The following is a 14496-nucleotide window of genomic DNA, read 5'->3' on the forward strand; positions in this document are numbered from 1 at the left end:
ATTATCGACACGCCTTTGCGCCAGGGTCAACGAACAGTGCAGCAAAACCGTCAGGCCCCGAACGTGCGATCCTAGGGAGATGTCGCTCCTTATCGAACAAGCCCGCTACCACCTGTCCGCCCACAACGCCCGGCAATTGCCCGACGATGGCGGCTACGAGGTCGCCTTCGCCGGCCGCTCCAACGCCGGAAAATCCAGCGCGCTCAACGCGCTGACCCGCCAGAACGCACTGGCCCGGGTGTCCAAGACCCCCGGCCGCACCCAGCAGCTGGTGTTCTTCCAGATCCAGCCCGAGCGCTATCTGGTGGATCTGCCCGGTTACGGCTACGCCAAGGTGCCGCAGGACCTGCAGGCGCACTGGCAGGCCTTCATCGACCGCTATTTCCGCACCCGCGAAGCCCTGCGCGGGCTGGTGGTGGTGATGGACATCCGCCATCCGCTCAAGGATTACGACCTGCAGATGCTCGGCTATGCGGCCGAGCGCGGCCTGCCCGCGCACGGTTTGCTGACCAAGGCCGACAAGCTCGGCCGTGGCCAGCAGATGCAGACGCTGCAGAAGGTCAAGAAGGAAGTGACCTCGCGCTTTGGCGACAGCGTGACCGTGCAGACCTACTCCGGCGAGTCGCGCCAGGGCGTGGACGAGTTGCGCGGCATCGTCGGCGGCTGGTTGGGCCTGGACGTCGCGGCGCCTGCCGCGGAGTGAGCCGGGCCGGGCCTGGCGGATGACGCCTGGCCTTCAGAGCATCAGGACGGCGAGCCAGGGCTCGCCGTTTTTTCATTGCGGCACCGCGCCGAATTCGGTCGGCACCCAGGCGAACGCCTTGCCCTCACGGCGCACATGACCCAGCCCCGGGAACGGCAGATGCGCGCCGGCCACCCACCAGCGGCCGTCGGCGGCCTGCGCCAGCAGGTGACGCCGTGAGGCGATCGCCTTGCTGCGGTCGCTGTCGGCCTCGAACGAGGCGTCCGGCCGGGCAAACTGCACCGCGTGGTAATGCAGCACATCGCCCCACACCAGCACCGTGTTGCCGGTGCCACCGTCGAAGCGATAGGAGACATGGCCGGGCGTGTGGCCCTGGCTGTCCAGCGCGGTGATGCCGGCCGGCAATGCGCTGATGCCGGGCTGGAAGCGGCGCAGCCGACCCTGGGCCTGATACGGCGCCACCGCTGCGCGTGCCAGCGGGAAGGCGAACTGCAGCATCGGCGCGGCACCGGCCTCCGAGGCCGGGTCCAGCCAGTACGCGGCATCGGCCTCGGACAGCCACACCGTGGCATTGGGAAAGGCCGGCCTGCCCTGCGCATCGAGCAGGCCGCACAGGTGGTCCGGATGCGCGTGGGTGAGCAGCACATCGTCGATCTGGGCGGGGTCGTAACCGGCGGCGCGCAGGTTGCTCAGCACCTGACCCAGGCCGGGCCCCAGGCACTGCGCGGTACCGGTATCGACCAGGCTGAGGTGGCGGCCGTCCTGGATCAGATAGGCGTTGACTGCCGTCTGCAGCCCCTTGCCGTCTTCGGGCACGTAGCCCTGCGCGAGCAGGCGGTCGCGCTCTGCCGGGGCCACGTTGGACAGCTGTTGCCGCGTCAACGCCACGCTGCCGTCGAACAAGGCGGTGACGCGCAGCGTGCCGATGCGCTGCAGGTAGAAGCCGGGGACCTGTGCGCGGGTGGCTGCGGGCGCAGCGGCGTGCGCCAGCGTGGCGCTTGCGGCGAGCAACAGCGGCGCCAGCGAACGCAGGGCAGAAAAAACAGACATGAGCAACTCCAGGACAGGCGGCAAGCGCCGCGGTGTCGCCATGCTGGCCGCTGCGACCTGCGCGATTCGCTCATTGCGCTGCGCGAAGCGCTCGCGTCGGCGATCTAGCGGCTATTGCCGATGCTGGCCGGATCCAGCCCGTAGCGCTGCTGGAAGCGCTGACTGAAGCTGCGGGTAGAGCGATAGCCGGCCCGCGCGGCCACGGTCTTGAGCGGCCAGCGCGTGCTGTAGAGCAAGGCCATGGCGTGCGCCAGCCGCGCGTCGGTGATCAGTTCGCGCAGCGAGCGGTGTTCGGCAGCCAGATGCCGGCGCAAGGTGGCGCCGCTGATGCCCAGGCTGTCCTCGATATCGCGCGAGCGCCACGCCCGCTGCGGTTGCGCGGTGATCAGCGTACGCACCTGCTCGGCAACGCTTGGTGCCGGCGGCAGCAACAGGCCGCCGTGGCCGCGGCGGCAGAGGGTGACGACCAGTGCGGCCAGCGCCAGGCGTGCTTCGGTATACAGGCCGTGCTGCAGCGCATCGCGCCACTGCCGCAGCGTCAGCGCGAAATCGATCGCCGGCAGTTGCGCGATGTCGGCGCCGGCCTCGGGCAGCGGCTCGTTCCACAATGCGCGTGCAGCGGCCAGCGCCTCTTCGCAGAGCGGGACCACCACGCTCAGGTAGAGCCCGGTCTGCGGGTCGGGCGTGTTGATCACATCGATGCGGCAACGGCGGGTCACCAGGAACAGGTCGCCCGGCATGAACTGCAGCGATTGGGTCGCGCTGCGCACCTGCTTGCGACCCTGCAACACAATTGCGAACTGCGCCTGGGTCAGATCCACCGAGCGCGCCCCGTGTTCGCGCCGCGCACTCACGCAGGCAAACCCCTCGGCGCGCTCGCAGTGCAGCAGGCTGGCCATCTGCGCGAGCAGGGCGTCGGTGGGTGTGGGCGCAACGGTCATGGCCGGGCGATGCTACAGGATCGCGGCTGCGCGGCTGCGGACGATCAAACGCCGTGGATCCGCGCCTGCGGGAAGTTGCGGGTGTCCAGTTTCAGCCTGGACGGTTGCGACCCACTGCGCCTCCGTCACGCCCGGCCTCGGGTGCCGCGGTCACGCCAGCGCTTGCTGCCTGCCTCGGCCACGCCGTGCGCATGGATGGAAATCTCAGACCCGGCCGATGGCAGCAATTCTTTCCATGCCCTGCGGTTATAGTGCGGGCCTTGCGGTGGCAGGGGAGGACCCCCACATCGTTCCCCTAAATTTTTTTGCGAGCCTGCCCTTGTCGAGTCCCAGCCACGTTGCCGAAACGCCGATCACCGAACGCGCGGAGCTGGTCCAGGTGCTGGCCTCCGGCGAGAAGCCCAGCGCTGACTGGCGGATCGGCACCGAGCACGAAAAGTTCGGCTTCCAGCTCGACGACCTGCGCGCGCCCACGTTCGAAGGTGAGCGCGGCATCCAGGCATTGCTGACCGGGTTGACCCGCTTCGGCTGGGAGCCGGTGCAGGAAAACGGCCACACCATCGCGCTGCTGCGCGACGGCGCCTCGGTGACGCTGGAGCCGGCCGGCCAGCTGGAACTGTCGGGCGCGGCAGTGGAAACCCTGCATCACACCTGCGTGGAAACCGGCACCCATCTGGACGAAGTGGCGCAGGTGGCCGGCGAGTTGCAGCTGGGGTTCCTGGGCATGGGCTTCCAGCCCAAGTGGCGCCGCGATGAAATGCCGTGGATGCCCAAGGGCCGCTACCAGATCATGAAGAACTACATGCCCAAGGTCGGCTCGCTCGGCCTGGACATGATGACCCGCACCTGCACGGTGCAGGTCAACCTGGATTACGCCACCGAAGCGGACATGGTGAAGAAGTTCCGCGTGTCGCTGGCGTTGCAGCCGATCGCCACCGCGTTGTTCGCCGATTCGCCGTTCACCGAAGGCAAGCCGAACGGCTACCTCAGCTACCGCTCGCACATCTGGACCGACACCGACGCCGACCGCACCGGCATGCTGGACTTCGTGTTCGAGGACGGCTTCGGCTACGAACGCTATGTCGATTACCTGCTCGATGTGCCGATGTATTTCTCCTACCGCGACGGCGTCTACGTCGATGCCAGCGGGCAGAGCTTCCGCGATTTCATGCAGGGCAGGTTGCCGGCATTGCCGGGCGCGTTGCCGACGCTGCGCGACTGGTCGGACCACATGACCACCGCATTCCCGGAAGTGCGCCTCAAGAAGTACCTGGAAATGCGCGGCGCCGACGCCGGCCCGTGGGACCGCCTGTGCGCGCTGTCGGCGTTCTGGGTGGGGTTGCTGTACGACGACACCGCGCTGGATGCGGCCTGGGATCTGGTCAAGGATTTCAGCACCACCGAGCGCCACGCGCTGCGCGACGGCGTGCCCAAGCATGCGCTCGGCCTGCCGTTCCGCAATGGCACGGTGCGCGATTTGGCGGTGGAAGCGGTCAAGATCGCCCGCGAGGGCCTGCGTCGGCGTGCGCGCCTGAATGCTGATGGTCAGGACGAAACCGGCTTTGTGGATGTGATCGCCGAGATCGCCGAGAGCGGCGTGACTGCTGCCGAGCGCAAGCTGGCGCTGTATCACGGTGCATGGAAGGGCGACATCGATCGCGTGTTCCGCGAGTTTGCGTACTGAGCGCTTGCTGATCGCAGCAGTGGTCGCGCGCGGCTGATCGATCGCGCGGATCGTTGCTTGCAGGCGTGAACTCTCGCGTGCGCGCCGGCCTGCACCGCCGAGCCTGCGGGCGAGAGAACGTGCTCCAACCCGGCCCTAGCGCCGCTCCGGCATGCACGGCAGGCGCACCGTCACCCGCAGGCCGCCACCTGTTGCACGGTTGTCCAGGCGCAGGTCGCCGCCATGCGCCAGCACGATGCTGTGCGCCACCGACAAACCCAGCCCGATGCCGCCGGTGTCGCGATTGCGCGAGGACTCGCCACGCACGAACGGCAACAGCAGCTGTTCGCGCTGGGTCGGGTCGATGCCGGGGCCGTCGTCGTCGATCCACAGCACGCCCTCTTCGCCGTCGCGCTGCAGTTGCAGGCGCGCGCGCTTGCCGTATTTCAGCGCGTTCTCCAGCAGGTTCATCACTGCGCGCCGCAAGGCCAGCGGGTCGCCATCCAGGGTGATCGCCGGGCCGGGCAGCAGTTCGGCATCGGCGCCGATGTCGGTGGCGTTGTCGACCACGCTTTCCACCAGCAGGCGCAGGTCCAGCGGCGCGCGCTTGCCGCGGTGGCGATCGTTCTGGATGAAATCCAGCGCGGCGGAAATCATCGCCTTCATCTCGTCGATGTCGGCCAGCGCCTTGTCGCGCAACGGCGGCTGCAGGCCGTCCAGGCGGAACGACAGGCGCGCCAGCGGCGTGCGCAGGTCGTGCGCGATCGCCGCCACCATGTGGGTGCGTTCGTTGATCAGGCGGTTCAGGCGGGCCTGCATCGCATTGAACGAATCGGCCGCGCGCACGATCTCCGGTGGGCCGCTGCGTTGCAGTGCGGCAGCATCCGGGTTGCGGCCCAGCCGGTCGGCGGCTTCGGCAAAGCGCTTGATCGGCGCCGACAACGCACGCGAGAACCACCACGCCAGCGGGACGTTGGCCAGCAGGCCGGCCAGGAACAGCATCACCACATGGGTCTTGAACTCGGCCGACAGCCGCCGCGGTGGCGACTCGACCGTGCGCCAGCGGCCATCGGGCTGTTGCAGCGCGGCGGTGAAGCCGTCCAGCAAGGGCACGCCCGGGGTCAGGCGCTCGCTTTCCCAGGCGCCGGGGCTGTCGTCCGGACGCAGTCCATTGCCGAACGGCGGGGCACCGGGGGGGCGCTCGTGCGGCCAGCCGCCTGGCGCCGGCGGCGAGCGCTGCAAGGCCTCGTGGCGATTGCCGGTGTAACTGGCATCGCCATCATCGGCCCCGAATGCCTGCGATTGGCCGGGCATGCGCGGCGGTGGGGACATGCCGATGCGCGGGCCCTGACGATCGTCGGCGCTGCGGTAGAAGCGCACGCGCTGCTCGGGGACATCCAGCCAATGGGCCAGCAGCATTTCGGCGAACCCGTCGCGCACCTGGCCTGCCGGCGGCAGCGGGGCCTGGGCCGATTCGTGCACCGTCAGGGTCTGGGTGCCGGCCGGCATGCGCGTGGACAGCAGCGCCACCACCTCCGGCGGATGCACCGGCGGCTCGTAGACCGGAGTGCGCATCACCAGCAGGGCGATGCCGACCGCCTGGGCAGTGAGCAGTGCCACCGCCAGCAGCACGAAGGTACGGGCAAAGATCGACAGCCCGCGACGTGCCGGTTTGCTCACAGACGCGAAACGCCCGGCAGCAGCATGTAGCCCTCGTTGCGCACGGTGCGGATCAACTCGGTATGCACGCGCTCGTTGATCTTGCGGCGCAGGCGGCTGATCTGGCTGTCGATGGCGCGGTCGTAGACGTCGGTATCGCGGCCACGAGCGTAGTCCAGCAACTGGTCGCGGCTGAGCACCCGCTGCGGATGCTCGACGAAGGTACGCAGCAGCGCGAACTCGCCGTCGGACAGGTTGATGAAGATGCCGGTGGGGTCACGCAGGTCGCGCCGCACCACGTCCAGCCGCCAGCCGGCGAACTCGTAGACATTGCCACGGTGGTCGGCCTGCTCGCTGCTGGCCTGGCTGCGGCGCAGCAGGGCGCGTACCCGCGCCAGCAGTTCGCGCGGATTGCAGGGTTTGGCCAGGTAATCGTCGGCGCCCACTTCCAGGCCGATGATGCGGTCGGTGTCGTTGCCCAGCGCGCTGAGCATGATGACCGCAGGTGAACCGCGCTCGCTGGCCAGCGTCCGCGCCGCGCTCAGGCCGTCTTCTCCAGGCATCATCACGTCGAGTACGATGAGGTCCGGGCGGCGCTGGGCGATGCTCTTGCGCATCTCCGCCACGTTTTCGGCAACGTCCACCTGGTAGCCGTGGGCGCTGAGGAACTCGCCGATCAGCTTGCGCAGGTCCGGGTCGTCGTCGACCACAAGAACGCAGGGTTGTTGCATGTCCATGGAGATCATCGTCGGTGGCGCGGAGCTTGGCCCGCGCAGGGTGGTGGCGACCGGGTACATGGTGCTCGCAGTTGCAGGGCTGGAGCACGCATCATAATGATTGAATTTGTCAACCTTTGGCACACGTGTGACGTAACATGACAGAACGGGACATCGCGCAGGAAACCGGGCCATCGACACTGTGCCGCAGCAATGGCGAGTGTACGCATGACAAGGCGTTTCCGATGATGCGGGTGATCAGCCGCGACAACGGCGTGGGCCTGACCCGGGACATGGTGCTGATGGCGCAGACGCTGCGTGCCGGCGGCATACCGGTGCAGGAAGTGGGCTTCACCAGTCAGCGGCTGCACGACACCGCACGCGAAGCCCGTCTGTGGGCCAGTCGCGCGCTGTTCGGGCGGGTGCCGGTGCAGATCTTTTCCGAGCGCGTGTATGCGCGCTGCCTGCCGCTGGGCCAGACCAACCTGCTGGTGCCCAATCCGGAATGGTTGCTGCCCAAGTGGCTGCCGCGGCTGCCGCAGTTCGACGCGGTGTTGTGCAAGACCCATCACGCGGAGCGGATTTTCCGCAGTCTGGGCTGCACCACGCGGTTCATCGGCTTCACCAGCCCGGATCGCTACGACGCACAGGTCGTGCGTCAGCGTGCGTTCTTCCATCTGGCCGGGCGCAGCACCGCCAAGGGCACCCGTGTGCTGCTGGAGACCTGGCAGCGGCATCCGGAATGGCCGCTGCTGACGGTGGTGCAGAATCCGCGCACGGCAGGCAAGCCGGTGGTGGCGCCGAACATCGACCACCGCGTCCGTTATCTCGACGACGCCGAACTGCGCCGCCTGCAGAACGCGCACCTGTTCCATCTGTGCCCATCCGAGGCCGAAGGCTTCGGACATTACCTGATGGAAGCGCTGAGCGTGGGCGCGGTGACGCTGGCCACCGACGGTGAGCCGATGAACGAACTGGTCAGGCCCGAGCACGGCGTGCTGATTCCGGTGGCCGAGGTGCACCAGCGGCGTCTGGCGTCGTACTACTTCGTGGACGCGGCGGGCATTGCGCAGGCGGTGGAAACCGCGCTTGCCTTGTCGCAGGCGCAGTTGGATCAGCTGTCGGCCAACGCGCGGGCGTTCTACCAGGCCAACGATGCCGCATTCGCCGCGCGCTTTCGCAATGCGGTGTTGGCGTCGTTGCCGGCAGATGCGGCGGACGTCGCCACAGACGTGGCCCAGGCGGTCGTCGAGAACTGATGCGTTAGCCCCTGGCTTGGCCGGGACACCGCTCTGACAAAGCCCCAGCGTGTTGGATACAGCACGGTGCTGGCGTGGTCCCAGGTCTTGCACGCTGCATGACGGCGCACGCCAGCGATCGGCGCGCAGCGGCAAATGCACGACATATCACGATGCAACGCTCTCCCTGACCAAGCGGGTATCGCCCGCTATTGCCATGTGCGTGCGGTACGCGCATGCGCCATCCAGCCAGGGAGATCGACGATGGTCCAGACACGCTCCACAGCCGTTGCCATCAGTGCATTGCTCGCAGTGATCGGCCTGGGCGGCTGCGCCAGTTTCTGCGGCGTGCCTTCCGGCGGGCCACCGCCGCCGCCCGCGCCACCGCAGGCACAGCGTGGTCCGCCACCGCCACCGAGTGCGAGCGATCTGGCCGCGATGCAGGCCTGTGCTCAAGAGCAGGGAGTGGCCTTGCCCTCGCCAGCTGCGGCCACGCCGCATCCCGATGCGCCCACGCAGGGTATGGACCACAGTGCGTTTGAGCGCTGTCTGGCCAGCAACGGCGTGCGGCAGCCAACGCCGTTGCCCGGCGGGCCCTGGCGCGACGGCCCGGCGCCAGATCGCCCGCACGGGCCTGGCGAACCACATGGTCCGCCACCCCACGATCCCGACTTCGATGCCGCGTTGCAGGCCTGTGCCACCGCGCAAGGCATCGCGTTGCCTGCGCCTGACGCGCCGCCCCTTGGCCCGCCTCCGCCCGCGCTGTCGCAATGCCTGGAGGCCGAAGGTTTCGCGCCACCGCCGCGGCATGGCTGATCGTGCTGATCACGCCGCCCGTCGGTTCCAACTGCTGGCGGCGACGCTGCAGCTGGAGTGAGTTGCGCAGGAGCGGCGGTCGCCCTGCACGATGCATCGCTGGATCCGGACGAAGCGGACACTGGCCGCGCTTGGCGGCCTCTACCTGGATCCTCTGACAATCGCCAGGCAGTCGCGAGGCCGACTGAAGCGATTTCCCTCCGTGATGCTTCAGCCGGGTCCTATCCGTACGCCAGGCACTCGATGACACTCGGCAGTGTCGAGCACGCTACTGACAAGCTCTTCGCCATCGATTGCGCACTGTGTGGGCTCACCCGGTACGAATGATCGACGACGATGCGCGCAGGCAAGAGCCGGCCACGATGAGTGCCGTGCCCGACGACACCATGCAGGACAACGCGGCGCTGCGGGACGAGCTTTCCGGCATGCGTCGCCTGCATGCCCTGCAGGTCAGCCTGGCGGCACAGGCCGATGCGCGCATCGCGCTGCAGGAGATCACCGCGCTTGCCTGTGCCTTCGCGCGTACCGACTGCGGCTGCGTGCAACTGGTCAGTGCACACAACAGCGAGATGGAGCTGCGTGTCTATCGCGGACATGACGAACGCAGCGCATTCGTCCAGCAGTTCCTGAAGGACGGCTTCCAGGCGACTTGCGACACCGTGCGGCGCGAACGTCGGCAGTTGGTGATCGAGGACATCGAAACCTTCACCCCGTTGAAGGGAACGCCCGATTATGAGGCCGCGCTGTGCAGCGGCATCCGTGCTGCCCAGTTCACTCCGTTGTTCAATCGTGCCGGTGGCCTGCTGGGATTGCTCGGGACCCAGTTCACGGTGCCGTATCGGCCTGCGGAGCACGAACTCAGATTGCTCGAACTGCTCGCATGGACGGCTGCCGACTACATCGAGCGCCATCGCGGCGAGCTGGCCTTGCGCATGAGCGAGTCGCGGCTGGCCGCGCTTTCGGCGGCAAGTTCCGAGGTGCATTACCGCATGAGCGCCGACTGGGACGAGATGCACCAGCTGAACGCCGGCGCACGCACTGCCGATGCGATGGCGACCAGCCGTTCCTGGATCATGGATTACATCCCTGCAGAGGATCAGGCGCTGGTGCGGAGCAGGATCGATGCAGGGATCCGCGCGCGCAGCGCGATCGTGTTCGAGCACCGGGTGCGACGCGCCGATGGCAGCATTGCGTGGATGGCGACCAAGGCGGTACCGGCACTGGATGCGGACGGGCGCATCACCGAGTGGTTCGGTGCCGGCGCCGACGTTACCGCGCGCAAGCAGGCCGAGGAACATCTACGCGAAAGCGAGGCGCGGCTGACCTATGTGCTCGATCAGGTTCCGATCGGAATCGGCCTGTTCGATACGCAAGGCCGATTCACCTACCGTAATCCACAACTGCGTGAGCAGCTGGCAGAGCGGGTGCCCTCGCGCGAGTCATTGCAGGAGCAACCGTGGGCCGGGGTCGACCAGCAGGGGCGGGCGGTTGCGATCGAGGAATTTCCCTGCGCCCGTGCGCTGCGTGGCGAAGATGCGACCATGCCGGTGGATTTCCTCGATCCCCGTGACACTGCGCAGCGCTGGTTGCGCATCACCGCGGTGGCGCTGCGCGAAGAGGATGGTGTGACCGGTGGCGTTGCGGTGGTGCAGGACGTCACGGTGCAGCGCCAGGTGCAGACGGAAGTGGGCGCGCTTGCCGAGCGCAATCGCGACATCCTTGAAAGTATTTCCGATGCCTTCTATGGCGTCGACGCGCAGGGGCGCTTCACCTACATCAACCAGAAAGCCGAGCTGCTGTGGGGGCGTTCGCGCGACCAACTGCTGGGAAACCTGCTGTGGGAGCAGTTTCCCGACTCGATCGGGTCGCTTCCGTATCAGGCGCATGTGCGCGCGGCACAGACACGCCAGGTGGTCAGACTGGAAGCCTTGTCGCCGGCATTGGGGTACTGGGTGGATATCAGCATCTATCCCACCAACGATGGTGGCATGTCGGTGTACTTCCGCGACATCTCCGACAAGAAACGCGCCGACGCGCGGCTGCGTGCCAGCGAAGAACGCTTCCGCACCGCATTGACGATCGAAACCGTTGGTGCGACCTACTTCGACATGGGCGGCCGCCTCACCGATGCCAACGACACCTTCCTGAAAATGAGCGGCTACAGCCGTGCCGACGTGGAAGCGGGCACGCTCTCCTGGCAGGCGCTGACCCCACCCGAAGCCAGGGACCTGTGCGAGCGGGCGTTCGAGGAACTCAGGACCAAGGGCAGCGCCACACCGTATGAGCGCCAATACCTGTGCAAGGACGGAACCCGGCGCTGGGCCCTGTTTGCATCCAAGCGCTTGCCCGACGGCACCGGCTTCGAGTTCGTGCTCGACATCACCGACCGCAAGCTCACAGAAGCGGCGCTGCGCGAGGTGCAGGACCGCAATGCCTTCCTGCTGAAACTCTCCGACGCGCTGCGGCCGCTGTCCGATCCGGCTGCGATCCAGGGCGAGGCCGCGCGCGTGCTGGGCGAGCATCTGGCCGCCGGCCGCGCCTACTACGTCGAGGTGGATGCCAGGGCGCAGCAGTACGTGGTCGAGCGCGACTGGCATCAGCCCGATGAAACCAGTCATGCACGTCGTTTCGCGTTGACCGACTGGCCGATGCCCTGGCTGCTCGACGCGCAGACCTGGGTGGTGCGCGATGCCGCCACCGATCCTGCATTGCCCGACGATCAGCGCGCGGCTTATCTGGGCAACCAGATCGCTGCGCTGATCGTGGTGCCGCTGATCAGGGGCGGCCAGCTGGTGGCGACCTTCGTGGTCAATCAACGCAGCGCACGCAACTGGAATGCCGCCGAGATCCGTCTGGCAGAGGAAACCGCCGAGCGCACCTGGGCGGCGCTGGAGCGTGCGCGTGCACAGGGCGCGCTGCTCGAAAGCGAGGAGCGCTACCGGGTGATCCTGGAGAGCGCGCTCGACTACGCAATCTTTACCACCGATACGCGCGGACACATCCAGACCTGGCCGCCGGGTGCGGAGGCGGTGTTCGGCTGGACCGCGGAAGAGGCGATCGGCCAACACATCGCGATGACCTTCGTTGCCGAAGATCGCCTGACCGGCGTGCCGCAGCGCGAGATCGAGCAGGCGCATTACACAGGCGGCGCGCCGAATGTGCGCTGGCATCGGTGCAAGGATGGCCGGCACGTCTTCATCGAAGGCGCAACGCGGCCGCTGCGCAATGGCAGCGCCGAGCCGCTGGGCTATCTCAAGATCGGCCAGGACGTGACCCGACGACGGCAGTGGGAAGATCGCCAGCAGGTGTTGCTGGCCGAGTTGCAGCACCGCACGCGTAATCTGATGGGTGTGGTGCGTGTGGTCTTCAATCACACGCAGCGCAGCAGCAAGACCATCGCCGAGCTGGCGCTGATCTACAACGATCGCCTGGATGCCCTGGCGCGCGTGCAGGGCCTGCTATCGCGCCTGAACGAGGGCGATCGCATCCTGTTCGATGAATTGATCCAGGTCGAGCTGTCGGCCATGGGCGCGATCGATGCGCAAGGCCAAGGCGACCGCGTGACACTGGACGGCCCCGCCGGCGTGCGTCTGCGCTCCAGCACCGTGCAGACCTTTGCGCTGGCCCTGCATGAGCTGGCGACCAATGCCAACAAGTACGGCGCGCTTGCACAGGCCGGCGGCCAGTTGCGGGTGCGCTGGCGCCTGCTGGGTACCGCCAAGGGCACCCGCCTGCATATCGAGTGGAGCGAGACCGGTGTGCATATGCCGGCGCCTGGCGAAGCGGCGCAGGGCTCCGGCTATGGGCGCGAGCTGATCGAACGCGCGTTGCCGTACCAGCTGCAGGCCGAGACGACTTACGCGCTGGGGCCGGACGGCGTGCGCTGCACCATCGAGCTGCCGGTATCGCAGAGCATGCGTCTGGACAGCGACGACAGCTGACGGGCGCGTGTTGCGCCTGCACACGCCTGCCAGTGGCGTGCTGCAGTGCGGCGGCGGCCGGCGGGCCGAATCCGCCGCCGTGCAGCAGCATGGGGCGAGGAGCTGCAGACGCCTGGATGGACCTTCAACGCCATGGCTGGCGTGGTGGTGTCGCAGCTGGACTCCGATCCAGGCCACAACCGTCAGCAGCCTCTTTGCGCCGACATGCTCACGGGCATGGATTTTTTCGGACGAATCCATATACTGCCCCCCAGTATCTGGCCGGAGCCGTCATGCCGCATTCGCCGCAGGAGAAAAAGCGGGCGCTAGCACGCGTGCGACGCCTGCGCGGGCAGTGCGACGCGCTTGAGCGCGCGCTGGAGGCGGGCGCAGACTGTGCGCCTGTGCTGCAGCAGATCGCCGCAATCCGGGGTGCCGTCAATGGGCTGATGTCGCAGGTGCTCGAAGCGCATATCCGCGAGGACTTCGGCCACGCCGCCGCTTCCGACGCGCAGCGCGCCGAGCGGGTGCAGGAGCTGCTCGGGCTGGTCCGGTCCTATCTCAAATGAACTCCCACCGGGCCGGCGCCTGCCGTGCCCGTCCTTGAACCCCATCGTCAGGAGCGCCACCACATGAAATCCCGTGCAGCAGTTGCATTCGGACCCGGCAAGCCGCTGGAAATCGTCGAGATCGACGTCGCACCGCCACAGGCTGGCGAAGTGCTGGTCCGCATCACCCACACCGGTGTGTGCCACACCGACGCGTTCACGCTGTCCGGCGACGACCCGGAGGGCATCTTCCCGTCCGTGCTGGGCCACGAGGGCGGCGGCATCGTCGAGCAGGTCGGCGAGGGCGTCACCAGCGTCAAGGTCGGCGACCACGTGATCCCGCTGTACACCGCCGAATGCCGCAAGTGCAAGTTCTGCCTGTCGGGCAAGACCAACCTGTGCCAGGCCGTGCGCGCCACCCAGGGCAAGGGCCTGATGCCCGACGGCACCACGCGCTTCTCCTACAACGGCGAGCCGATCTACCACTACATGGGCTGCAGCACCTTCAGCGAGTACACCGTGGTGCCGGAGATCTCGCTGGCGGTGGTGAACCCGGAAGCGCCGCTGGAAAAGGTCTGCCTGCTCGGTTGCGGCGTCACCACCGGCATCGGCGCGGTGCACAACACCGCCAAGGTCAAGCCGGGCGAAAGCGTGGCGGTGTTCGGCCTGGGCGGCATCGGGCTGGCGGTGATCCAGGGCGCGGTGCAGGCCAAGGCCGGGCGCATCCTGGCCATCGACACCAACCCGGGCAAGTTCGATCTGGCGCGCAGCATGGGCGCCACCGATTGCATCAACCCCAAGGACTACGACAAGCCGATCCAGGAGGTCATCGTCGAGCTGACCGATGGCGGCGTGGACTTCAGCTTCGAGTGCATCGGCAACGTCAACGTGATGCGTTCGGCGCTGGAGTGTTGCCACAAGGGCTGGGGCGAGAGCGTCATCATCGGCGTGGCCGGCGCCGGCCAGGAAATCAGCACCCGTCCGTTCCAGCTGGTGACCGGCCGCGTATGGCGCGGGTCGGCCTTCGGCGGCGTCAAGGGACGGACCCAGTTGCCGGGCATGGTGGAGCAATCGATGAACGGCGAGATCGATCTCGATCCGTTCATCACCCACACCATGCCGCTGGAAGAGATCAACGAGGCCTTCCACCTGATGCATGAAGGCAAGTCGATCCGCACCGTGATCCATTTCTGACCGTACGGCCAGGAGCGGCGCGCGGCCGCTTCCGCGCACGTGGTACCC

General features: G+C 67.5%; 11 protein-coding genes. 7 read left to right on the forward strand and 4 right to left on the reverse strand.

What is annotated here, in order from left to right:
* Positions 1-79 precede the first annotated feature (79 nt).
* Positions 80-703 carry a ribosome biogenesis GTP-binding protein YihA/YsxC gene (gene yihA / locus AC1PLS_RS03925; RefSeq protein WP_024939454.1) on the forward strand — a complete coding sequence of 208 codons (624 nt, stop codon included), beginning with the start codon at positions 80-82 and terminating at the stop codon, positions 701-703.
* Between the two features lie 72 nt (positions 704-775).
* On the opposite strand, the gene AC1PLS_RS03930 is transcribed toward yihA, so the two are convergent.
* Positions 776-1753: an MBL fold metallo-hydrolase gene (locus tag AC1PLS_RS03930; protein ID WP_481104234.1), complete on the reverse strand. Its 978-nt coding sequence runs from the start codon at positions 1751-1753 to the stop codon at positions 776-778.
* A gap of 104 nt (positions 1754-1857) precedes the next feature.
* On the reverse strand, positions 1858-2694 hold the full coding sequence (locus AC1PLS_RS03935) for a helix-turn-helix transcriptional regulator (RefSeq protein WP_435004316.1): 837 nt from the start codon (positions 2692-2694) through the stop codon (positions 1858-1860).
* 319 nt (positions 2695-3013) lie between these two features.
* Between AC1PLS_RS03935 and AC1PLS_RS03940 the strand changes: the two genes are divergently transcribed.
* Entirely contained in the window at positions 3014-4378 is a 1365-nt protein-coding gene (locus AC1PLS_RS03940; protein ID WP_024939451.1) for a glutamate--cysteine ligase, read from the forward strand.
* Positions 4379-4513: 135 nt separating this feature from the next.
* Here AC1PLS_RS03940 and AC1PLS_RS03945 read toward each other — a convergent pair whose 3' ends face one another.
* Both AC1PLS_RS03945 and AC1PLS_RS03950 read right to left on the reverse strand, forming a co-directional pair.
* Positions 4514-6037 (reverse strand): ATP-binding protein, encoded by a 1524-nt coding sequence (locus AC1PLS_RS03945; protein ID WP_481104235.1) that lies wholly within the window; start codon positions 6035-6037, stop codon positions 4514-4516.
* Positions 6034-6753: a response regulator gene (locus tag AC1PLS_RS03950; RefSeq protein ID WP_280817629.1), complete on the reverse strand. Its 720-nt coding sequence runs from the start codon at positions 6751-6753 to the stop codon at positions 6034-6036. The genes AC1PLS_RS03945 and AC1PLS_RS03950 overlap by 4 nt, the downstream gene beginning before the upstream one ends.
* 137 nt (positions 6754-6890) lie before the next feature.
* Here AC1PLS_RS03950 and AC1PLS_RS03955 point away from each other — a divergent pair, with 137 nt between their 5' ends.
* From AC1PLS_RS03955 to AC1PLS_RS03975, 5 genes are all read left to right on the forward strand, one after another.
* A complete protein-coding gene (locus AC1PLS_RS03955; protein WP_054591881.1) occupies positions 6891-7991 on the forward strand; it encodes a glycosyltransferase in 1101 nt (366 codons plus the stop codon).
* Positions 7992-8234: 243 nt separating this feature from the next.
* A complete protein-coding gene (locus tag AC1PLS_RS03960; protein ID WP_481104236.1) occupies positions 8235-8786 on the forward strand; it encodes a hypothetical protein in 552 nt (183 codons plus the stop codon).
* A gap of 362 nt (positions 8787-9148) precedes the next feature.
* The gene (locus tag AC1PLS_RS03965) at positions 9149-12727 is read left to right on the forward strand and encodes a PAS domain-containing sensor histidine kinase (RefSeq protein ID WP_481104237.1); all 3579 of its coding nucleotides are present in this window, start codon (positions 9149-9151) and stop codon (positions 12725-12727) included.
* A 272-nt stretch (positions 12728-12999) separates the two neighbouring features.
* The gene (gene frmR, locus AC1PLS_RS03970; RefSeq protein WP_016902624.1) at positions 13000-13275 is read left to right on the forward strand and encodes a formaldehyde-responsive transcriptional repressor FrmR; all 276 of its coding nucleotides are present in this window, start codon (positions 13000-13002) and stop codon (positions 13273-13275) included.
* 63 nt (positions 13276-13338) lie between these two features.
* The gene (locus tag AC1PLS_RS03975) at positions 13339-14448 is read left to right on the forward strand and encodes an S-(hydroxymethyl)glutathione dehydrogenase/class III alcohol dehydrogenase (RefSeq protein ID WP_054591879.1); all 1110 of its coding nucleotides are present in this window, start codon (positions 13339-13341) and stop codon (positions 14446-14448) included.
* Positions 14449-14496: the final 48 nt, after the last annotated feature.

The sequence above is a fragment of the Xanthomonas sp. NCPPB 3218 genome, from assembly GCF_056725185.1.

Bases quoted from the DNA above. Each gene is read 5' to 3' on its own strand.
- AC1PLS_RS03960 (WP_481104236.1), top strand. From the start codon at position 8,235: ATGGTCCAGACACGCTCCACAGCCGTTGCCATCAGTGCATTGCTCGCA.
- yihA (WP_024939454.1), top strand. From the start codon at position 80: ATGTCGCTCCTTATCGAACAAGCCCGCTACCACCTGTCCGCCCACAAC.
- AC1PLS_RS03950 (WP_280817629.1), bottom strand. From the start codon at position 6,753: ATGGACATGCAACAACCCTGCGTTCTTGTGGTCGACGACGACCCGGAC.
- AC1PLS_RS03955 (WP_054591881.1), top strand. From the start codon at position 6,891: ATGACAGAACGGGACATCGCGCAGGAAACCGGGCCATCGACACTGTGC.
- AC1PLS_RS03965 (WP_481104237.1), top strand. From the start codon at position 9,149: ATGAGTGCCGTGCCCGACGACACCATGCAGGACAACGCGGCGCTGCGG.
- AC1PLS_RS03930 (WP_481104234.1), bottom strand. From the start codon at position 1,753: ATGTCTGTTTTTTCTGCCCTGCGTTCGCTGGCGCCGCTGTTGCTCGCC.
- frmR (WP_016902624.1), top strand. From the start codon at position 13,000: ATGCCGCATTCGCCGCAGGAGAAAAAGCGGGCGCTAGCACGCGTGCGA.
- AC1PLS_RS03975 (WP_054591879.1), top strand. From the start codon at position 13,339: ATGAAATCCCGTGCAGCAGTTGCATTCGGACCCGGCAAGCCGCTGGAA.
- AC1PLS_RS03935 (WP_435004316.1), bottom strand. From the start codon at position 2,694: ATGACCGTTGCGCCCACACCCACCGACGCCCTGCTCGCGCAGATGGCC.